This window comes from Arthrobacter sp. YD4 (assembly GCF_030410515.1).
Lineage (GTDB): Bacteria > Actinomycetota > Actinomycetes > Actinomycetales > Micrococcaceae > Arthrobacter.
Map to the genome: position 1 here is coordinate 804,599 of NZ_JAUHHD010000001.1, position 20,184 is coordinate 824,782.

Consider the following 20,184-nt stretch of genomic DNA (forward strand, 5'->3'; position numbering starts at 1 on the left):
TGCCCTCTCCCTCCGCGCTGCGGCGACGGTTGAGTCTGTTTACTAGCGGTAGACGCCGGCGAACGGCCGGTCCGTCGTGACGATCTGCTTGCCCAATGGCATCAGGGACACCGGGATCAGCTTGAGGTTGGCGATGGCCAGCGGGATCCCGATGATGGTCACGGCCATGGCGAACGCGGTCACCACGTGGCCCACGGCGATCCAGATGCCGGCCAACAGCAGCCAGATGACGTTGCCCAGCAGGGACAGGGCACCGCCGCCGCCGGGCCGGTCCACCACGGCGCGGCCGAAGGGCCACAGGGCGTAGGACGCGATCCGGAAGGAGGCCAGGCCCCAGGGGATGGTGACGATCAGCAGGCAGCAGACGACGCCGGCCGCGAAGTAGCCCAGCGCGAGCCACAGTCCCCCGAACAGCAGCCAGATGATGTTGAGCAGAGTCTTCATGGCACCATTCTCCCCCGTCGGCGGTGGATCTGTCCTCGGGGATGGCCCTGAACCGCCCCTGAATCCGTGGCCCCGGTATGGACGCCGGCGCCGGGCACTGTCCGGGGACGCGTGCCCCGGTTTACCCTAGGGGCAGGCCGGGCTGCTGCCCGGAAACGGCCTGCTGAAGGGCGGAACGCGTGGGTTCGTGGCTGGGAGTGAGCCGCCGGCGATCCCCCGTGGCCGCACTCTCCGCCCTCCTGGCGCTGGGGCTGCTGGCTGGCTGCACCGGCGGCAGTCCGCAGCCGCCGTCGTCCGGCACGCCGTCGGGGACGGCATCCGGGACCAGGGCGCCCCGCTCCACTCCTGCTCAGCCACCCGTCGTCTTCACCGCACAGGGCGACATCGGCGTCGGCTCCAAGGCCCGCAAGGTGCTCGAAGCGGTCGCGAAGATCAAGCCGGCACTGAATCTGGCGCTGGGCGACTTCAGCTACCAGGCCGGCCTCGAACAGCAGTTCTGCGACATGGTCACCGGCGTCCTGGGCACCGGCTTCCCCTATGAACTCGTCACCGGCAACCACGAGAGCGACGGGCACGACGGCAACATCGCCACCTTCGCCCAGTGCCTGCCGAACCGGCTGCCCGGGCTGGTGGGTGAGTACGGCACGCAGTGGTACGCCGACGTGCCCCAAGAGAACCCACTGGTCCGCATCGTCATGGTCTCCCCCGGGATCAAGTTCCGGGACGGCAAAACCCTGGACTACGGCCGCGGCAGCGAGCGCTGGAAGTGGACCGCGGACGCGCTGGACGGGGCGAAGGAACGGAACATCCCCTGGACGGTGGTGGGCATGCACACCCCGTGTTTCAACCTGGGCGCCTACTCCTGCCAGCCCGGCGCGGACTTCACCAACCTGCTGATCGAGAAGAAGGTGGACCTGGTCCTCACCGGCCATCAGCACCTGTACCAGCGCACGCACCAACTGGGCCACAGTCCGGACTGCCCCGCCCTGGTCCCGGATGAATTCTCGAAACAGTGCCTGGGTGGCACCGGCAGCACGCTCAACCAGGGCCGCGGCACGGTGTTCGCCGGCGTCGGGATCGGCGGGGTGGGGCTGCACGACGTCCGCGAGGAAGATCCCGAGGCCGGCTACTTCGCGGAGTGGTCCGGCAAGAACGTCAAGCCCACCTACGGCACGCTGAAGGTGTCCGTGGGAGAGGACGCGCTGACCGCCGCACTGGTCCCGGCCGAGGGCAGCTTCACGGACACCTTCACCATCACGCGGTGACCGCGCCTTGGGTGGCCCGGCCCTTTGCCTGCACCGATGGGGCCGGTCAGTGCCCCTTGGCGGCGGTGACGAAGGCCGTGACCCGGGCCGGGTCCTTGACCCCGCGGGAAACCTCGACGCCGGAGGAGACGTCCACACCCCACGCACCGGCCGCCGCGGCAGCGTCTGCCACGTTCGCCGGGTCCAGCCCGCCGGCCAGCAGCCAGTGCCGGTCCCCCAGCCCCCGGGCGCGGACCGAGGCGTAGTCCCAGGCTTCGCCGGAGCCGGGCACGGCGGCGTCGACCAGCAGCAGGTCCTCGCCCCAGTCGGCGAAGGCTTCCGGTGCCGCGGACATCGTGATCGCCCGGATCAGCCTCATCCCGGCGTCGTGGACCACCCGGACGTCCTCCCGGGTCCGGTCGCCGTGCAGCTGGACCCAGTCCAGCCCGGCGTCCCGTGCCGCGGCGACGGCGTCGGCCGCCGGTTCGTGCCGGAAGACGCCCACCGCGGGAACCCCTGACGGCACGCTGGGCAGCAGTTCGCGGACCCGGTCCGGCGCCACCTGACGGGGGCTGGCGGTCAGGACGAAGCCCACCGCGTCCGCCCCGGCGTCGACGGCGGCCCGGACGGCCTCGCTGGTGCTCAGACCGCATACCTTGACGAACATTCCGGCTCCCTACCGCTGCGCATTGTCGCTTTCACCGCTGTGCTGCTGTGTTGCTGTGTTGCTGTGTTGCTTCGACGTTAGCAAGTCCCGCGCCCGGCCACCGGCGCCGCGGCTAGGCTGATCCCATGGACATCATCCGTTACGCCGACCTCAAACCCGCCCCCTGGCGCAACGGCGGTGGCACCACCCGTGAACTGGCCCGCTTCCCGCTCGACGCGGCCGACGGCGGCTGGGACTGGCGGGTAAGCATCGCGGAGGTCGGCAAGGCCGGAGACTTTTCCGCGTTCCCCGGGATGGAGCGGGTCCTCACCGTGGTGAACGGCGACCTGCTGTTCCTCACGGTCGACGGCGCCGAGCACCCGCTGGAAAAGTACCGCCCGTTCCGGTTCTCCGGCGACGCCGACGCGGCCGGTGCCCTGCCCACCGGCGACATTCGGGACCTGAATGTCATCTGCCGGCGGGGCGCCTTCAAGGGCTTCACCTCCATCATCGAACTGTCCAAGAAACGGGCACACCCGGTCTTCGAGGGGCAGTTCGGCATCCTGCTGCAGGGCCAGGCGACGGCGGACGGCGAGGCGCTGGGCCGGTACGACGCCGTCGTCGGCTCTGACACGGCGACGCCCGAGATCCTGGGCCGCGGCTTCCTTGCCGTCGTCTCGATCGACCCTGTCGACTGATTGACCCCGGTCGTCTCGGTGAACCCGTCCTCTCAGGAAACCCAGTCCAGCCGGAGGCCTAGCCCCCGGATTTTGCTAGGCTGAAGGCAAGGCCGGATCCCGGCCTCCGGACGACGGTTCAGTACCCGGCACGCGACAAGACTGGCCAAAGGATTGTTGTCATGTCGTGGATCATCCTCATTGCCGCCGGATCCCTAGAAGCCGTGTGGGCCGCCGCGTTGCACCGCACGTCGCAGGCCACAGGCCGCCGCCGACTCCTGCCGGGCGCACTGTTCCTGGTCTCCGTCCTCGCCAGCACCGGCGGACTCGCGATCGCCATGCAGACCATACCCACCGGGACCGCCTACGCCGTCTGGGTGGGAGTCGGCGTCGTCCTTACCTCCGCTTATGCGATGGCCACCCGTGTTGAACCCGCCAGCGCCGCCCGGATCCTGCTGCTCGGCGGGATCGTGGTGTGCGTGGCCGGCCTGAAGCTGGTGGCGTGATGCGCGCCGGCACCCGCGGATCGGGTTCTTCCTGGCTGATCCTGCTCGGCTCGGCCGTCCTTGAGGCGGTGTGGGCCACGGCCCTGGGCCTCTCCGACGGGTTCAGCCGTCCCCTGCCCACCCTGATCTTCGCCGTGGCCGCGGCATTGAGCATGGCCGGACTGGGCATGGCCGTGCGGCGCATCCCGTTGGGCACCGCGTATGCCGTGTGGGTAGGAATCGGCGCCGCCCTGACCGTGGGCTGGGCGATGGCCACCGGCGTCGAAGCCGCCAACCCGCTGAAACTGCTGTTCATAGCGGGGATCGTCGGCTGCGCGGCGGGGCTGAAACTGCTGCCGGGCGGGCCGGAGGACTCCGAACCGCCCGTTTCCGAGCCGTCGTCCCGTACGCTCCCGCCCGGTTAGTCCCACCGGCAACCGCCGATCCGGCCGGACACGCCGTGTCGCGGGCCCGGGTCCGGGAGGTAACCGGGGAGAATCGCACGCAGGCTTGCTGCCGGGCCCGGACGAACGCTGGCAACCCCCGGGAACCCGCCCGGAATACCGGGACCGGGCGGGAGGTTCTTGGCTGGGACAGCGGTTCCGGCAATGACAGGAGACTCCAGATGACAGCCACAGTTCAGCTCGGCGACAGCCTCAGCGTCAGCCCCCTCGGATTCGGCGGAATGGCCCTGACCCCGGTCTACGGCGACGTTGACCCGGCCGAGGCGCTGGCCACCCTGCACCACGCCGTCGACGCCGGGGTGACCTTCCTGGACACCGCGGACATTTACGGCAGCGGCAGCAATGAAGAACTCTTCGCCCAATTGCTCAAGGACCGGCGCTCCGAGGTGCAGTTGGCCACGAAGTTCGGCCTGGTGGGGAACCCGGCGGAGGGCTACACGGACATCCGGGGCGACGCCGCCTACGTCCGCGAGGCCGTGGACCGCAGCCTGTCCCGCCTCGGCACCGACAGCATCGACCTGTATTACATGCACCGCCGTGACCTCCGCGTTCCGATTGTGGAAACCGTGGAGGCCATGGCGGAGCTGGTCAAGGCCGGAAAGGTCAAGCACCTGGGCCTGTCCGAGGTGACGGCGGCGGAACTCAGGGAGGCCCATGCCGTGCACCCGATCGCCGCCGTCCAGAGCGAATGGTCCATCTGGAGCCGGGACGTGGAGCGCAACGTGGTGCCCGCGGCCGCCGAACTGGGTGTCGGCTTCGTGCCCTATTCGCCGCTGGGCCGGGGGTTCCTGACCGGCACCGTGGATGCCTCGAAGCTGGGCAGCAACGACTTCCGCCGCAACATCCCCCGCTTCGCCGCGGATGCCGTGGACGCCAACCAGGCCGTGGTGGCTACGGTCCGCGAGGTCGCCGCCGAGCTGCAGACCGCCAACGGTCCCGCCACGCCGGCGCATGTTGCCCTGGCCTGGCTGCTGGCCCGGGGCGAGGCGCTGGGCCTGCCCGTCGTCCCGATTCCAGGCACCCGCAAGGCCGCCCGGATCGATGAAAACCTCGGCGCCCTGTCCCTGGAGCTGAGCCCGGCGCAACTTGACCGGCTCAACACCGCCGCGGACGCCGTCGTCGGCTCCCGCGCGGCGAACCCGGGCTGGGTCTCCGAGGGCCGGGAATAGGCGGTCCTAGACTGATGCCCATGGACTCACTCATTCATTCGCTCCGCGACGTCACCATCCGCAGGATTTCGGTCAGCGAGATGGACAACAACGTGTACCTGCTCACCGCGAAGGCTTCCGGCGCGCAGCTCCTGATCGATGCGGCCGATGATGCGGCCGCCATCAAGGCGCTGCTGGCCGACGCCGCCGCGGACACCGAGGCGACGCCGAAGCTGGCGCTGATCGCCACCACGCACCAGCACTGGGACCACGTCCGTGCGCTGCCCGAGGTGGTCAAGGCGACCGGCGCGAAGACCGCCGCCGGAACCGACGACGCCCCCGCGCTGCCGGTGCCCGTGGATGTGCTGCTGGACCACGGCGACGTCGGCAACTTCGACGGGTTCGACGTGACGGCGGTGCACCTGCGCGGCCACACCCCGGGTTCGGTGGCGCTGGTGTACCAGGACCCGGCAGGGCCCGCGCACATCTTCTCCGGCGACTCGCTGTTCCCGGGCGGGGTAGGCAACACGGACAAGGATCCGGAACGCTTCACCCAGCTGCTGGACGATGTGTCCGCGCGGCTGTTCGATGTCTACCCGGACGACACGGTGGTGCACCCGGGCCACGGCAAGCCGACCACCCTGGGCGCGGAACGGCCGTACCTTGCGGAGTGGCGCGCCCGCGGCTGGTAGGACCTGCCGGCTCGGCAGGATCCGGAATCCGCGCCGGTTCCGGACCGGCGCGGCAGATTCGGGCGGCCGCACCGGCGACCCCCGGTGCGGCCTTCCGTTTCCGTAGCGCGGACCGTTAATCCGCGCGGAAAACCTTAGCGGCTGCGGCGGTCGTTCGACGCCGGGGCCGACGCGCGGCGGGGACCGCCGCTGCGGGCCGGACGGCCTTCACCGGAGCGGCCGTTGCCGCCGCCTGCGTAGGATCCGCCGGACGTGCCGCCGGTGTTGGAGGACCAGACCGGAGCCGAACCGCCGCCGGAGCGACCGCCCGACTTGGCGCCTGCCGCGGCACGCTGGCCGGTGGCCGGACGTCCGCTGCGCTGGCCGCCGGTGGAGCCGCCGGTACGCGGGGCGCCGCCCCGGCCCGCGGCCGATCCGCCACGGGGTGCCCCGCCGCGGGAGTCATTCCGGCCCTCGGCTGCACGGCCGTCGGAACCCCGACCCGCGGCCGGCCGCCCACCGGCGGACGGAACATCGTTGTGGTGCGCGTAAGCGGTGGCGCGGCCACGGCCCCGGGCGTTGCGGCGCTCGGAACGCTCGGCGTCGGACCGGTCCTGGTTCTGCTCGGCGATCCGCTCGGCGGCGCTGCGGGCAGCGGCCTGGCCCTCGTAGGCCACGGCGCGGCGCTCGGCACGCGGCAGGTCGGTGCGGGGAGCCTCGGCGGACACCTTTCCGCGTCCACCACGGCCGCCGCGGCCACCCGCGGTGGGGGCTGCCTGGCGGCGGGCCCGCTTGCGCTCTGCGTTGGCGCCGGTGGAGCTGCCGCCGCCCTGCTGCGGAGCCTTGGCGGCCAGCAGCGCGGCGCGGGTGCGGGGATCGACCTTCTCGGCAATGTCGCCGACAAGCTCGGCCACGATCGGCGAACTGGCGGTGACGCGCTCGAAGCTGACGTCCACGCCGGCGGCCTTCATGAGCTTCTTCACGTCGGACTGCTGCTCCGGCAGGGTCAGCGTGACAACGGTGCCGTCGGAACCGGCGCGGGCGGTACGGCCCGAACGGTGCAGGTAGGCCTTGTGCTCGGTGGGCGGGTCCACGTGGATGACGAGTTCGACGTCGTCGACGTGCACGCCGCGGGCGGCGACGTCGGTGGCGACCAGGACGCGGACGTCGCCGGAGGAGAACTCGGCGAGGTTGCGGTCACGGGCGTTCTGCGACAGGTTGCCGTGCAGATCGACGGCGGGGATGCCGGCATCGGTCAGGGTCTTGGCCAGCTTGCGGGCGTGGTGCTTGGTGCGCATGAACAGCACGCGGCGGCCGGCGCCGGAGGCGAGCTCCACGATCAGCTGCTTCTTCACGGTCTGGTCGTTGACCACCAGGACGTGGTGCTCCATGGTGGTGACCGCGGCCTGCGGGTCGTCCACGGAGTGGGTCAGCGGGTTGGAGAGGTAGCGCTGGACAATCTTGTCCACGCCGTTGTCCAGGGTGGCGGAGAAGAGCAGGCGCTGGCCCTGGGCGGGGGTCATGTCCATGAGCTTCTTGACCACCGGGAGGAAGCCGAGGTCGGCCATGTGGTCGGCCTCGTCCAGGACGGTGATCTCGACCGACTCGAGGGTCAGGATGCGCTGGCGGATCAGGTCCTCCAGGCGGCCGGGGCAGGCGATGACGATGTCGACGCCGGCGCGGAGGGCCTTTTCCTGGCGGGCCTGGGAGATGCCGCCGTAGATCACGGTGGTGTTCAGGCCGACGGCCTTGGCCAGCGGCTCCACCGTGGCGTTGATCTGGGTGGCCAGCTCGCGGGTCGGGGCCAGCACCAGGGCCATGGGGCGGCCGGGCTTGCGGAAATGCGCGGCCTCGCGCTCGGCGAGACGGGCCACCAGCGGGATGGCGAAGGCGATGGTCTTGCCGGAGCCGGTGCGGCCGCGGCCCAGGACGTCGCGTCCGGCCAGGGTGTCCGGGAGGGTCTTGACCTGGATGGGGAACGGCTCGGTGATTCCCTGGGCGGTCAGGGTGTCGGCAAGGGCCTTGGGCGTGCCGAGGGCGGCAAAAGTAGTCATAAGTATCAAAGGTCTTTCAGGCGGTATCCGTGCGGATATCGGCCCCCGGCGCCGGTTGGACCAGGGGTTCGCCGAAGAAAAGTCAGGTGGTCGACCGGGCCGTCTGCGGGTAGCCGCTCATTGCCGGGACCAAATGGAACGCGTTCATCGACGCAGGATGTGCCTCTCACATGAAAAAACCCACTCCCGCGGGGACATTCCGAGGAATACGCGGGCGATCCGGCGGTCTGCCGAGGCTTTCCAGCCGGATCAGGAGTGGGCATCACTGCACATCAAGTTCATCCAGTCTATCATCCGGGACCCTCCTCCCGTTTCCGGCCGGTCCCGACCCTCCCGTAGGTCCCATCCCAACTGACTCGCAGCTAAGGCCGTTTTCGCCGCTCAAAACGGCTTCAAGTGCCAGTTAGTTGGGTGCGCCGCGGCGGGCGACGCGCGGCGCCACCAGGACGCCCGCGACGCCGATCGCGGCGGTGAGCGCGAAGACCCCGGCGAACGGTGCGGCGGCGCCGGCCGGGCCGGCTCCCGCCGTCGTGAACGCAGCGAAGATGATGCCCGTGGTGGCCAGCGAAAGCGCGCCGCCGAGCGAGTCCGAGATGGACATCGCGGAGCTGTTGAAACCCTCATTTTCGCGGGTGGAGAGGGCCAGTGTCATGACGCTGAGCCGGGCGTACATCAGGCCCATGCCGGCGCCGGCGAACACCCAGCCGGCGATCGCGACTGCGGCGGGCCAGCCGAGGACGGTGGTGGCCAGGGCCAGGACGACAGCGACAAGCACCATCGCCGCCCCGATCCGGATTGCGCGCCGGTGCTCCAGCCGCGGACCCAGCCGACCCTGGACCGCGGACGCGGAGGCCCACGCCACGGCACCGGCGGTAAGAGTCAGCCCGGCAAAGGTGGGCGCGAAGGCGTACCGCTCCACCAGCAGATACGGCAGGTACACCTCGGCGCCGAAGAACGCCGCAGACGCCAGCCCGCGGGTGAGGATGACGCTGGGCAGCCCGCGCCGGGCGGTCAGCGTGCCGCGCGGCATCAGCGGGCGGACGGCCAGCAGCGCGACGGCGACGGCGGCCCCGGCCAGCAGGCCGCCGATCCCCGGGAGGGTCGAGGAGAGGTTCAGGGCAAGGACCGCGGCGGCGGCGAGCGCGGCCAGGCCCAGCTTGGCCAGCGCCCCGGGGACGCGGGAGGGCTGGCGGTCTGCCTGAGCGGGTTCCGACTTGCCAGGTTCCGACTGGCCCGCCGGGTCCGCCGGTGCGGCCGCTCCGTCCGGGGCAGGCTCGTTTTTCGGCAGCCCGCGCAACGCCGGGGCGGTCAGCAGCAGCGCCGGCACCACCAGGCCCACCACGCCCAGGAAGACCCACGGCCAGCCCGCCACCTCCGCCACCAGCCCGGCGGTGAACGGGCCCACCAGCGAGGGGACCACCCACGCGGCGGAGAACGCGGCGAAGATCTTCGGGTGCAGCGGCGGCGGGTAGACGCGGGCCACCACGACATACAGCGCCACGGTCAGGCCACCGCCACCGAGACCCTGCACCAGCCGCCCGGCGACCAGGACCGGCATGGAGGCGGCGGTCCCGGCAATCAGCAGCCCCACGACGAACATGCCAACGGCGGAGAGCAGTGGCGCCACCGGCCCCCTCCGGTCGGCCCAGCTGCCGGAGGCCACCATGCCGATCACGCCGGTGGCCAGCGGCCCGGCGAAGGCCAGGGCGTAGAGGCCGGCGCCGTCGAGTTCGCGGCTGACCAGCGGCATGATGGTGGTCACCGCCAGCGATTCGAAGGCCGCCAGGAACACCAGCGCGCAGGCGCCGAGGGTCACCAGGACGTACCGGCGCTGGAAGATGCCGCCGGCCCCGGGCCCCTGGTCCGGGCGGGTTCGCGGACTGGCGGCGTTCGACATACCTGTAGCCTACGGCGCGAGCCCCTGGGCGGGGACGACGACGGCGCCGCTGGCCCGGGAGTCGGCGTCGAGCATCCACCCCACCCGCTTGACGGTCCGCAGCATCACCACGCTTTCGACCAGCTCGATGCCCGGTACCTTCTGCTGCAGCGCCAGTTCGATCGTCATCACGTCAGCCAGGGACTGCAGCCACATGATGATCACAAAGTTGGTGGGCCCCGTGGTGGAGGCACTCAGCCGGACGTTGCGCATGGTCTTCAGCTCGGCCGCGGCCGCCTCGTGCTGGCCGGCGGGGACGTTGACGAACCACTGGCACGTGACCGGGAAGGACGAATAGCGCTGGGCCACCTCGCAGCGGAAGGACAGCATGCCGCTGGCCAGCACCCGGTTCAGCTGCCGCTGGACCGTGGCCGGGTGGCGGCCCAGGCTCCGTGCGATCTCCGCGGCCGTGGCCCGCCCGTCCCGGGCCAGGAACGGCAGCAGCGCCAGGTGACTCTCCGGCAACCCCCGCGCCGCAGCCGCCGCCGCGGACGCCGCCATTCCGGCGTCGGCGCCGGCAAGGGTCCGTACGGCCGCCTGCTGTGCCCGGTCCAGCACGTTGAGCCGCCACGCGCCGCCGCTGGAATGCAGCCGGGTGCACAGGGCGGTCTCGTACTTGGTCAGGCCCTCGATCTCCTTCAGCCGGGACATCACCTGGTCGCTCAGGTCATCCAAGGACCGGGTGATGACCGTCAGCATCAGGTTGCGCTTGCTGGCGGCTTCCTCCACGGTCACCACCTCGGGCATCAGGGCCAGCTGCGCGGTGACCTCGTCGCGGCGGTGCATCTCGCAGTCGACGGCGATGAAGGCCAGGCACATCTGGTGCGGGTCACCGATCAGGTGGGCCGTGATCCACGAAACCCCGGAGGCCCGCAGCCGGTCCCAGCGTGCTGCCAGCGTGGTGGCGTGGACGCCCAGGACCTCCGCGGCGTCACCCCAGCTCACGCGCGGCGCCATCTGCAGCACGTTGATCAGCGCCAGGTCGTCCTCGCTCAGCTCCACGGCCCATTCCCCTCTTCTGTATGAATCCTGCGATTCACGGCTAGGAGTGCATATTTCCAGCCCTTCAGGCCTCTGTGGCGCAGGTCACTCCAGAATAGACCCGAACGCACCACCCCAATCAACCGCCAGGAGAGTTTGTGACCATTACCGACGACGCCCGGGAGCTCCAGCCGGAGCTGGCCCGTTTCCGCCACGCCCTGCACCGCGAGCCGGAGATCGGCCTGGACCTGCCCCGCACGCAGGAGAAGGTCCTGCAGCAGCTCGACGGGCTGGGGTACGAGATCACCCTGGGCACGGACACCACCTCCGTCACCGCGGTGCTCCGCGGCCAGGGGAACGCCGGCTCTGGTAGCGATGCCGCCAGCCGGCCCGCCGTGCTCCTGCGCGCCGACATGGACGGCCTCCCGGTCCAGGAGAAGACCGGCGTCGACTATTCATCCACCGTAGACGGGGCCATGCACGCCTGCGGCCACGACCTGCACACCTCCATGCTCGCCGGGGCCGCCACCCTGCTGGCCGAGCAACGGCACCGGTTGGCCGGCGACGTCGTCCTCATGTTCCAGCCCGGCGAAGAGGGCTTCGACGGTGCCAGCTACATGATCCGCGAGGGCGTCCTGGATGCCCCGGGCCGGCGCGTGGACGCCGCCTACGGCATGCACGTGTTCTCCGCGCTGGAACCGCACGGCACCTTCTGCACCAAGCCCGGCGTGATGCTCAGCTCCTCCGACGGGCTCACCGTCACCGTGCTGGGCGCGGGCGGCCACGGCTCGGCACCGCACGCGGCCAAGGACCCGGTCACGGTCGCCGCGGAGATGGTCACGGCCCTGCAGGTCATGGTCACCCGCCAGTTCAACATGTTCGACCCGGTGGTCCTCTCCGTGGGCGTACTCCAGGCCGGCACCAAGCGGAACATCATCCCCGAATCCGCCCGGATCGAGGCGACCGTGCGGACCTTCTCGGAGGAGTCCCGGCAGAAGATGATGGACGCCGTCCCCCGCCTCCTGCGCGGCATCGCGGCGGCCCACGGGCTCGACGTCGACGTCGACTACCAGCAGGAATACCCGCTCACCATCACCGACGAGGACGAGACGCGCACCGCGGAAAACGTCATCGGGGACCTCTTCGGCGACGGCCGGCTGGCCCGCTGGGCCACGCCGCTGAGCGGCTCCGAGGACTTCTCCCGCGTCCTGGCCGAGGTCCCCGGCACCTTCATCGGCCTCTCCGCCGTCCCGCACGGCGGCGACCACACGACGTCGGCGTTCAACCACTCCCCGTACGCCACGTTCGACGACGCCGTCCTGGCCGACGGCGCCGCGCTCTACGCCGAACTCGCCCTGTCCCGGCTCGCCACCCTCTCGGCCGCCACAGCCACCGCGGCCGCCGTTCCCGCCGGCCGCCCCTGACCGGCACCCCCGTCCAGCAGCAATCCCACCCAGAACCACCCGGAGATTCCCATGACAGCAACCGTGTCCCAGCCGACGGCTCCCCGGACATCCACCCGCAAGACCTTGATCGGCACCGGCATTGGCAACGCCGTCGAATGGTACGACTGGGCCATCTACGCCACGTTTACCCCGTTCATCGCCAGCCAACTCTTCAGCAAATCTGACCCCGCCTCGGCGGTGCTCTCCACCCTGGCGATCTTCGCCGTCGGCTTCGTCGCCCGGCCCTTCGGCGGCTTCCTCTTCGGCTGGATCGGCGACCGGATCGGCCGCAAAGCATCCATGACCCTGGCCGTTGGCCTGGCCTCGGTGGGCAGCCTGATGATCGGCGTCGCCCCGACCTTCGCCGCGGTGGGTGCCTTCGCGTCCCTGATGCTGCTGGTGGCCCGGCTGGTCCAGGGCCTGGCGCACGGCGGCGAGCTGCCCTCCTCCCAGACGTACCTTTCGGAGATGGCGCCGAAGGAACACCGCGGCTTCTGGGCCACCCTGATCTACACCTCCGGCACGGTCGGCATCCTGTTCGGCACCCTGCTGGGTGCCGTCCTGAACATGGCCCTCTCCACCGAGGCGATGAACGCCTGGGGCTGGCGGATCCCGTTCCTGATCGGCGCCGCGATGGGCCTGTACGCACTGATCATGCGGTCCCGGCTGCACGAGACCGACGTCTTCGCCGGTGAGGCGCTGGCCGAGAAGAAGGCCGCGATCTGGCCGCAGATCGTCCGTCACCGGAAGCAGGCGCTGCAGGTCATCGGCCTGACCGTGGGCCTGACGGTCATCTACTACATCTGGGGCGTCGTCGCCCCCAGCTACGCCACCACCGCCCTGAAGATCGACCGCGGCGAGGCGCTCTGGGCCGGCGTCGTGGGCAACATCGTCTTCATCGCCGCGCTGCCGTTCTGGGGCAAGCTCGCGGACCGGGTCGGCCGCAAGAAGGTGCTCTGGGCCGGCGCGATCGGCGCGGGCCTGCTGCACTTCCCGATGACCGCCCTGCTGAAGGATTCCGCCTGGCAGCTGGCCGTCAGCATGTCCGTGATGCTGATCTTCATCGCCGCGAGCGCCGCGATCGTCCCGGCCGTCTACGCCGAACTGTTCCCAACCAGCATCCGCACGGTGGGCGTGGGCGTGCCCTACTCGATCTGCGTGGCACTCTTCGGCGGCACCGCCCCGTACCTGCAGCAGTGGCTGGGCACCAGCCTGCAGTCCCCGCAGCTGTTCAACGTCTACGCCGTGGCGCTGCTGGCAGTCTCGGCCCTGTTCGTCTTCACCATCCCGGAGACCAAGGGCAAGGACCTCACCGTCTGACCGGGACCCGGCGCCGCCGCGCACCCCCGGTATCTCCCGACTGACTCGCAGCTGAGGCCGTTATGAGCGCTCATAACGGCCTCAGCTGCGAGTCAGTTGGGTGCGGGGCTCCACTATTCTGGAGGGGATGAGTGAATCCCCAGAATCCCCGCAGCCGGCGCCTTCCCCGCGCCCGGTGACCCCCGGCAGCCAGGCCTCCTTCGGCACCTACGGCGGGCGCCCGGTGAGCTTCGTGCGTCGCGGCACCCGGCTGCAGGGCCGCCGCCAGGCCGCCTGGGACGAGCATTCGGACCGCTGGGCCGTGGACGTGCCCCGGCACGTCGCCAACACCTCCGTCCACCCGGAGTACGTCTTCGACGCCGAGGAAGAGTTCGGCCGCAAGGCTCCGCTGATCGTGGAGATCGGTTCCGGCCTGGGCGACGCGGTCTGCCACGCGGCCGAACAGAACCCGGGCACCGATTTCCTGGCCGTGGAGGTCTACACCCCCGGCCTGGCCAACACGCTGATCAAGATCAACAGCCGCGGCCTGACCAACGTCCGCGTGGTGGAGGCCAACGCCCCCGAGGTCCTGGCCAGCATGCTGCCGGCCGGCTCCGTCACCGAGCTCTGGGTCTTCTTCCCGGACCCGTGGCACAAGTCCCGGCACCACAAGCGCCGCCTGATCCAGCCGGCGTTCGCGGAACTCGCCGCGCGGGCGCTGAAGCCTGGCGGAATCTTCCGGATCGCCACGGACTGGTCCAACTACGCCGTGCACGTCCGGGAGGTCATGGCCGGCGCCACCGACTTCGAAAACCTGCACGAGGGCGAACGCAGCGGCCCGGACAGCCCGCTGACCCAGGTCTGGGAATCCGGCGTGGAGTCCGTAGTGGGCGGCGCCCCGGTCAAGGAGGGCCGGGCCCCGGTCAGCACCGAGCACACCGGCCCCAACGAAGGCGTCGACGACGTCGGCGGCTGGGCGCCGCGGTTCGACGGCCGGATCCTGACCAGCTTCGAGAACAAGGCCCACGAGGCCGGCCGGCTGATCTTCGACCTCAGCTACCGGCGCCGCTGATCCGGGCCCATCGCCTGCGGCCGCGGGGGCCGTCCGCATGGCAGGATTACGGCAAAGCTCAACAGTGCAGGACGGACCAGCAGCATGGAATTGAAAGACGCGGCAGAAGTTGCGGAGGATGTCACCAACTCCCGGCCGCTCGAAATCGCCGCCCGCGCCGGGTTCGCCGTCTCCGGACTGCTGCACTTCCTGATCGGCCTGGTCGCAATCCGGCTCGCGATGGGCGGCCAGGGCCAGGCGGACGTCAGCGGCGCGGTGGCCGAGATGGCCCAGCAGCCCGTCGGACCGTACCTGCTCTGGAGCGCCTTCACCGCGTGCGTGGCGCTGGCGATCTGGCAGACCAGCGACGCGGTGTTCGACTTCGAGCACCTTGAGACGAAGAAGAAGGTCGCCAAGAAGCTCAAGGCCGCCCTGCAGGCCGTCGTCTACACCGGCTTCGCGCTGACCCTCGCGTCGGTGGCCATGGGCGCGCACGCCGACCACCGCCAATCCACCAGCGACCTGACCCTGCACCTGATGGCCACCCCCGGCGGGACCCTGCTGCTGATCCTGATCGGCGTCGCCGTCGCCGTCACCGGCGTCGTCTACGCCATCCGAGGCTTCCGGAAGTCCTTCGTGAAGTACCTGCGCATGCCCGCCAACGAGCACGCCTCCCTGGCCGTGAAAATCACCGGCATCGCCGGCTACGCGGCCAAGGGCGTGGCGCTGCTGCTGACCGGGATGCTGATCGTGATCGCCACTATCAAGGCGGACCCGGACGAATCGACCGGGCTCGACGGCGGCCTCAAGGCCCTGCGCGATCAGCCGCTGGGCATGTACATGCTCGCCGCCGTCGGCGCCGGACTGATCTGCTACGGCATCTTTATGGCCGTCCGCGCCCGCCTGGCACGGATGTAGCCGGCCCCCGCCCCGGCCAAGGCCCGGACCGCGGGCGCCCGCGGTCCGGGGTCACCGCCGGCTGGCTAAGATGGATCAGATGACCAACTGCCGAAAGTAGTGCCTCCATGCCTTCGAATCCGGATGAGAATGCGGCACTGGCGATCCAGACCCCCGCGATCAACGACCGCTCCCTCGCGGCCGGGCTCGCCTACGCCATGGGGAGCCGCGTCTCCGGGATTTCCTTCGACGCCGCCACCGGGCTGATGCTGGGCAAGGTCCGCGGCGGGTCCCCCGTGCCGTATTCGACGACGGCGAAGCTGGTCCGCAAGGGCGGGGGCTGGAGCTGCACCGTGGGGGTCTGCAGCTGCCCGGTCCGCAAGGACTGCAAGCACGTCGCGGCGCTGCTCTTCGCGGCGGAGGACAACCCGGCCACCCGCGTGCAGCTGCTCGCCCCCGCAGAAACCTCCCGGCTCTCCCGCCAGCCGGCCCCCGTGGACCTGCCGGACTGGGAGCAGGCCCTCAGCCCGCTGCTCTCCCGGCAGGCGTCCACCCAGCCCACCGCCGGGGTGCCCCTGGCGCTGCAGTTCGAGATCGAGGAACCGGCACCGCACTTCTCCTACACCGGCCGCCGGGACCCGCTGCGCAGCGTCCGCCAGCTCAAGGCCCGGCCCGTCATCATGGGCGCGAAGGGCAAGTGGATCCGCGGCGACGTCTCGTGGAGCACCCTGAGCTACCTGAACTACCGCCGGGAGTGCAACGAGGCCCACGTGGAGTGGATGCTGGAGTTCCTGGCTTCCCACACCTCCGTGGCGAACCGCCAGCACGCCGGGACCGGGCTCTGGCTGGGCCTGAACACCTACGCCGGCCGGAACCTCTGGAGCCTGCTGGAGGAGGCCCGCAAGATCGGGCTGGCCCTGGTCCACGGCAAGGCGGACGCGCCCGTGCACCTGGCGGCCGGCCCCGCCGCCGTCGGCCTCAACCTCACCCGTTTCGGCACCCCCGCCGGCGCTGGCGCTGACAATGGCGCTGGCAGCGCCCCCGGAACCGGCGCCGACGACGGCGGTCTGGCCCTCGCCCCCACCATCACCGTCGAGGGCACCGAGGTGGACCCCGCGGCGGTGGGCACCATCGGCCGCCCCGCGCACGGCATCTTCGTCACCGGGGACACGGGGACCCTCCCGGGCCTGGCACCCGAGGGCTCCACGATCACGCTCGCGCCGCTCGAGGCCGGGCTGAGCGAGGAACTGCTGGCGTTCGTCACCGCCGGCACCACGCTGCACATCCCGGCCCGGGACGAGACCCGCTTCCTCACCGGTTTCTACCCGAAGCTGAAGCAGACGGCCCGGGTCACCGCCTCTGACGAATCGGTGGAGCTGCCGACGCTGGCCGTCCCCACACTGTCCCTGCTGGCAAACTACGGCGCGGACCACCGGGTCCGGCTGCACTGGGAGTGGCATTACACCTCCGGCACCCTGGTCACCGCGCAGCCGCTCTGGCGCCACCCCGGCGACCACGGCTACCGGGACGACACCGCCGAGGCGCGGATCCTTGAAACCGTGGGACAGCCCTGGGAGGTGGTGCCCAAGCTCGGCGAATCGGCCACCGGCGGTTGGGGCACGCCCCGGCTCGCTGACTCTGCCGAGCTCAGCGGCCTGGACACGCTGGCGTTCACTGAGGAGGTCCTCCCCCGGCTACGCGAGCTGCCCGAGGTCACCGTGGACACCGCCGGAGAGATCGCCGACTACCGCGAGGCGGAGGAGGCCCCGGTGGTCTCCATCTCCACCAAGGCCACCGAGCAGCGGGACTGGTTCGACCTGGGCATCCAGATCTCGCTGGAGGGCCAGCCGGTGTCCTTTGCCGCCGTCTTCTCCGCCCTCGCTGCCGGCCAGACGAAGATGCTGCTGCCCAGCGGCGCCTACTTCTCGCTGGACCTGCCCGAGCTGCACCAACTGCGCGCCCTGATCGAGGAGGCCCGGGAGCTGCAGGACAACAAGGACGCCCCGCTTCAGATCAGCCGCTTCCAGGCCGGGCTCTGGGACGAGCTGGCGCAGCTGGGGATCGTGGACGAACAGGCTTCCGCCTGGCGCGATGCCGTCGGCGGCCTGCTGGAGGGCGGCGTGAAGGGCCTGCCGCTGCCGGGCACACTGGACGCGGAGCTGCGGCCCTACCAGCTGGAGGGCTTCAACTGGCTGAGCTTCCTCTACCGCCACGGCCTGGGCGGGGTGCTGGCCGACGACATGGGCCTGGGCAAGACCGTCCAGACGCTCGCGCTGATCTGCGCGGCGAAGATCGCTGCGGCGGAGGCGGCCGCTTCTCCCGGGGCGGAGGACAACGACGGCGACGACGGGGCCTCCGGCGACGCGGCGGGTGGCGCCCCGTTCCTGGTGGTGGCGCCTACGTCCGTGGTGGGCAACTGGCTGGCCGAAACCGCCCGGTTTGCCCCCGGCCTGACCGTGCGGGCCATCGGCGAGACCTTCGCCAAGAGCGGCTCCGATCCCGCCGACGCGCTGGCCGGCGCCGACGTCGTCATCACCTCCTACGCGCTCTTCCGCATCGACTACGACGCGTACGCGTCGCGCCGCTGGGCCGGCCTGGTGCTGGACGAGGCGCAGTTCGTGAAGAACCACCAGTCCAAGGCCTACCAGTGCGCCCGGAAGCTGCCCGCGGACTTCAAGCTCGCGGTGACCGGCACGCCGCTGGAGAACAACCTGATGGAGTTCTGGGCGCTGACCTCGATCGTTGCGCCCGGGCTGTTCGCCAGCCCCAAGCGCTTCGCGGAGAACTACCAGCGGCCGGTGGAGAAGAACGGGGACCGGGCACGGCTGGACAAGCTGCGCCGCCGGGTCCGCCCGCTGATGCTGCGCCGCACCAAGGAGCAGGTGATCCGGGACCTGCCGCCCAAGCAGGAGCAGGTCCTGGAGGTGGTGCTGAATCCGCGGCACCAGAAGGTCTATCAGACCCACCTGCAGCGCGAACGGCAGAAGATCCTGGGCCTGATCGAGGACGTGAACAAGAACCGCTTCACGATCTTCCAGTCCCTCACCCTGCTCCGGCAGCTCAGCCTGGACCCGTCCCTGATCGACCCGTCCCTGTCCGGGATCCGGGCCAGCAAGCTGGACGTGCTCTTCGAACAGCTCCAGGACCTCGTGGCGGAGGGCCACCGGGCGCTGATCTTCAGCCAGTTCACCGGTTTCCTCGGCAAGGTCCGGGAGCGGCTGATCGAGGAGAACATCGAGTTCTGCTACCTCGATGGCAGCACCCGGAACCGCGCGGACGTAGTCAGCGAATTCAAGAACGGCGCCGCCCCGGTGTTCCTGATCAGCCTCAAGGCCGGCGGCTTCGGCCTGAACCTGACCGAGGCGGACTACGTGTTCCTGCTGGACCCGTGGTGGAACCCGGCGTCCGAGGCGCAGGCCGTGGACCGGACGCACCGGATCGGCCAGGCCCGGAACGTGATGGTCTACCGGCTGGTGGCCAAGGACACCATCGAGGAGAAGGTCATGGCCCTGAAGGCGAAGAAGTCTCAGCTGTTCGCCGACGTGGTGGAGGGCGACGCGCTGGCCGGCGGTGCGCTGACGGCAGAGGACCTGGCCGGGCTCTTCGACGACTAGCCGGAGAGGGCCTCAGGCGGCGGCCGGCGCGGTGATACGCCCGGTGGCCAGCCGCCGCTTGAACCAGCGGCGGAGCTGCTTGCCCTTGCCCTTCCACCAGCTGTCCTCGTCCGGGTCCGTGTGCCAGCGGAAGATCACCGTCACCAGGACGAAGACGCCGCCGGCGGTCTGCGCCCACGCCCCGGACGCCGCGTACACCAGCACGGCCAGGCTCAGGGCCAGGATCGACGGCGGGACCAGGGTCAGGAAAACGGTGTTGGCCAGGTAGCGGCGCTGGGAGCGCGGCACCGAGACGGCCCGCACCATGTCGGTGCAGACGCACACGACGACGATCGTCTGGCCGAAGGTGAGCAGCAGCAGGCCGGGCAGGGAGTTGCCGAAGAGGGCCAGGGCGTTCAGTCCGGAGTTCATGGCCGGCCCGCGCTCAGTGCGGACGCCGGCGCCGTTGCGGGCATACGTCGGGAAGTGGTGGAATCCCCTAAACCACGGGTGTGCTGAATCATCGGTGCTGCCCCCCGGCTTGTGCACGTGACCGGCCCGCCGAGGGCGTCGACCGGTGGCGGCAGTGCGCCGCCGAGACCATCTAACCGGCAGGGAAAGCGGCCCGTCAGGGGGTCGCGGTACTCGACTTTGTTTTTTCACCACCCGACTTTGCGGGCGGCTACTCAGTCCCGCCGGGCGGACTACCTAGGCGGGTCAGGAGTTGTCGCGGGGGCGCCAGACGACGAGGGCCTGCGAGCGGGGGCGGGGCCGCTGGCCGCGGGCGAGCGTGACCACATCGCCCGCAGCGCCGGCGGCGAAGATCCGGGAATCCAGCGGCTGCCGGCGGCGGCTGAGTTCCTCGGTGAGTTCGGAGACCCGGTGCTGCAGGGCCGCGACCTGGTTCTCCAGCTGCAGGATCCGCTTGATGCCTTCAAGCGAGACGCCTTCCTGGGAGAGCCGCTGCACCTCGCGGAGCGTGTTCACGTCCCGCTGCGAGTACCGGCGGGACTTCCCGGGGGCGCGGCTGGGCGAGACGATGCCGAGCCGGTCGTACTGGCGCAGCGTCTGCGGGTGCATGTCCGCCAGTTCGGCGGCGACCGAGATCACGAAGATCGGCTGGTCGAACTCGATGTCCATGGCTGGACC

General features: G+C 70.7%; 18 protein-coding genes and 1 riboswitch. Of the genes, 11 read left to right on the top strand and 7 right to left on the bottom strand.

Translation table 11 applies throughout. From position 1 onward, the window contains the following. Nucleotides 1–42 precede the first annotated feature (42 nt). On the bottom strand, nucleotides 43–444 hold the full coding sequence (locus QWJ39_RS03780) for a YccF domain-containing protein (protein ID WP_290256355.1): 402 nt from the start codon (nucleotides 442–444) through the stop codon (nucleotides 43–45). A 179-nt stretch (nucleotides 445–623) separates the two neighbouring features. On the opposite strand from QWJ39_RS03780, the gene QWJ39_RS03785 reads away from it, so the two are divergent. Further along, on the top strand, nucleotides 624–1,709 hold the full coding sequence (locus QWJ39_RS03785) for a metallophosphoesterase (RefSeq protein ID WP_290256356.1): 1,086 nt from the start codon (nucleotides 624–626) through the stop codon (nucleotides 1,707–1,709). A gap of 46 nt (nucleotides 1,710–1,755) precedes the next feature. Here the strand turns inward: QWJ39_RS03785 and QWJ39_RS03790 are convergent, their stop codons facing one another. After that, nucleotides 1,756–2,355, bottom strand: a complete 600-nt coding sequence (locus tag QWJ39_RS03790; protein WP_290256357.1) for a phosphoribosylanthranilate isomerase — start codon at nucleotides 2,353–2,355, stop codon at nucleotides 1,756–1,758. Nucleotides 2,356–2,480: 125 nt separating this feature from the next. On the opposite strand from QWJ39_RS03790, the gene QWJ39_RS03795 reads away from it, so the two are divergent. The 5 genes from QWJ39_RS03795 (at nucleotide 2,481) to QWJ39_RS03815 (ending at nucleotide 5,800) form a co-directional block, all read left to right on the top strand. Next, nucleotides 2,481–3,032 (top strand): HutD family protein, encoded by a 552-nt coding sequence (locus QWJ39_RS03795; protein WP_290256358.1) that lies wholly within the window; start codon nucleotides 2,481–2,483, stop codon nucleotides 3,030–3,032. 86 nt (nucleotides 3,033–3,118) lie between these two features. Continuing rightward, nucleotides 3,119–3,182: riboswitch (guanidine-III (ykkC-III) riboswitch) on the top strand. Nucleotides 3,183–3,193: 11 nt separating this feature from the next. Continuing rightward, entirely contained in the window at nucleotides 3,194–3,517 is a 324-nt protein-coding gene (locus QWJ39_RS03800) for an SMR family transporter (protein ID WP_290256359.1), read from the top strand. Next, the gene (locus tag QWJ39_RS03805; RefSeq protein WP_290256490.1) at nucleotides 3,517–3,921 is read left to right on the top strand and encodes a multidrug efflux SMR transporter; all 405 of its coding nucleotides are present in this window, start codon (nucleotides 3,517–3,519) and stop codon (nucleotides 3,919–3,921) included. The genes QWJ39_RS03800 and QWJ39_RS03805 overlap by 1 nt, the downstream gene beginning before the upstream one ends. Before the next feature lie 200 nt (nucleotides 3,922–4,121). Next, a complete protein-coding gene (locus QWJ39_RS03810; RefSeq protein ID WP_290256360.1) occupies nucleotides 4,122–5,129 on the top strand; it encodes an aldo/keto reductase in 1,008 nt (335 codons plus the stop codon). Between the two features lie 20 nt (nucleotides 5,130–5,149). Beyond that, nucleotides 5,150–5,800: an MBL fold metallo-hydrolase gene (locus tag QWJ39_RS03815; RefSeq protein WP_290256361.1), complete on the top strand. Its 651-nt coding sequence runs from the start codon at nucleotides 5,150–5,152 to the stop codon at nucleotides 5,798–5,800. A 134-nt stretch (nucleotides 5,801–5,934) separates the two neighbouring features. Here QWJ39_RS03815 and QWJ39_RS03820 read toward each other — a convergent pair whose 3' ends face one another. The 3 genes from QWJ39_RS03820 to QWJ39_RS03830 form a co-directional block, all read right to left on the bottom strand. Further along, on the bottom strand, nucleotides 5,935–7,833 hold the full coding sequence (locus QWJ39_RS03820) for a DEAD/DEAH box helicase (protein ID WP_290256362.1): 1,899 nt from the start codon (nucleotides 7,831–7,833) through the stop codon (nucleotides 5,935–5,937). 403 nt (nucleotides 7,834–8,236) lie between these two features. Next, nucleotides 8,237–9,730 (bottom strand): MFS transporter, encoded by a 1,494-nt coding sequence (locus QWJ39_RS03825; protein ID WP_290256363.1) that lies wholly within the window; start codon nucleotides 9,728–9,730, stop codon nucleotides 8,237–8,239. 9 nt (nucleotides 9,731–9,739) lie between these two features. Then, the gene (locus QWJ39_RS03830) at nucleotides 9,740–10,771 is read right to left on the bottom strand and encodes an Lrp/AsnC family transcriptional regulator (protein ID WP_290256364.1); all 1,032 of its coding nucleotides are present in this window, start codon (nucleotides 10,769–10,771) and stop codon (nucleotides 9,740–9,742) included. 137 nt (nucleotides 10,772–10,908) lie between these two features. Between QWJ39_RS03830 and QWJ39_RS03835 the strand changes: the two genes are divergently transcribed. The 5 genes from QWJ39_RS03835 to QWJ39_RS03855 all read left to right on the top strand — a co-directional run bounded on the left by QWJ39_RS03835 (nucleotide 10,909) and on the right by QWJ39_RS03855 (nucleotide 19,056). Beyond that, nucleotides 10,909–12,174 carry a M20 family metallopeptidase gene (locus QWJ39_RS03835; RefSeq protein ID WP_290256365.1) on the top strand — a complete coding sequence of 422 codons (1,266 nt, stop codon included), beginning with the start codon at nucleotides 10,909–10,911 and terminating at the stop codon, nucleotides 12,172–12,174. Nucleotides 12,175–12,225: 51 nt separating this feature from the next. Then, nucleotides 12,226–13,515 carry an MFS transporter gene (locus tag QWJ39_RS03840; RefSeq protein ID WP_290256366.1) on the top strand — a complete coding sequence of 430 codons (1,290 nt, stop codon included), beginning with the start codon at nucleotides 12,226–12,228 and terminating at the stop codon, nucleotides 13,513–13,515. Nucleotides 13,516–13,642: 127 nt separating this feature from the next. Further along, a complete protein-coding gene (gene trmB, locus QWJ39_RS03845) occupies nucleotides 13,643–14,566 on the top strand; it encodes a tRNA (guanosine(46)-N7)-methyltransferase TrmB (protein WP_290256367.1) in 924 nt (307 codons plus the stop codon). 90 nt (nucleotides 14,567–14,656) lie between these two features. After that, a complete protein-coding gene (locus QWJ39_RS03850; RefSeq protein ID WP_290256491.1) occupies nucleotides 14,657–15,463 on the top strand; it encodes a DUF1206 domain-containing protein in 807 nt (268 codons plus the stop codon). A gap of 107 nt (nucleotides 15,464–15,570) precedes the next feature. After that, complete coding sequence (locus tag QWJ39_RS03855; RefSeq protein ID WP_290256368.1) at nucleotides 15,571–19,056, top strand: DEAD/DEAH box helicase; 3,486 nt, start codon at nucleotides 15,571–15,573, stop codon at nucleotides 19,054–19,056. A 12-nt stretch (nucleotides 19,057–19,068) separates the two neighbouring features. Here the strand turns inward: QWJ39_RS03855 and QWJ39_RS03860 are convergent, their stop codons facing one another. Both QWJ39_RS03860 and QWJ39_RS03865 read right to left on the bottom strand, forming a co-directional pair. Continuing rightward, entirely contained in the window at nucleotides 19,069–19,467 is a 399-nt protein-coding gene (locus QWJ39_RS03860; RefSeq protein ID WP_290256370.1) for a hypothetical protein, read from the bottom strand. A 285-nt stretch (nucleotides 19,468–19,752) separates the two neighbouring features. Continuing rightward, on the bottom strand, nucleotides 19,753–20,175 hold the full coding sequence (locus tag QWJ39_RS03865) for a helix-turn-helix transcriptional regulator (RefSeq protein WP_290256371.1): 423 nt from the start codon (nucleotides 20,173–20,175) through the stop codon (nucleotides 19,753–19,755). Nucleotides 20,176–20,184: the final 9 nt, after the last annotated feature.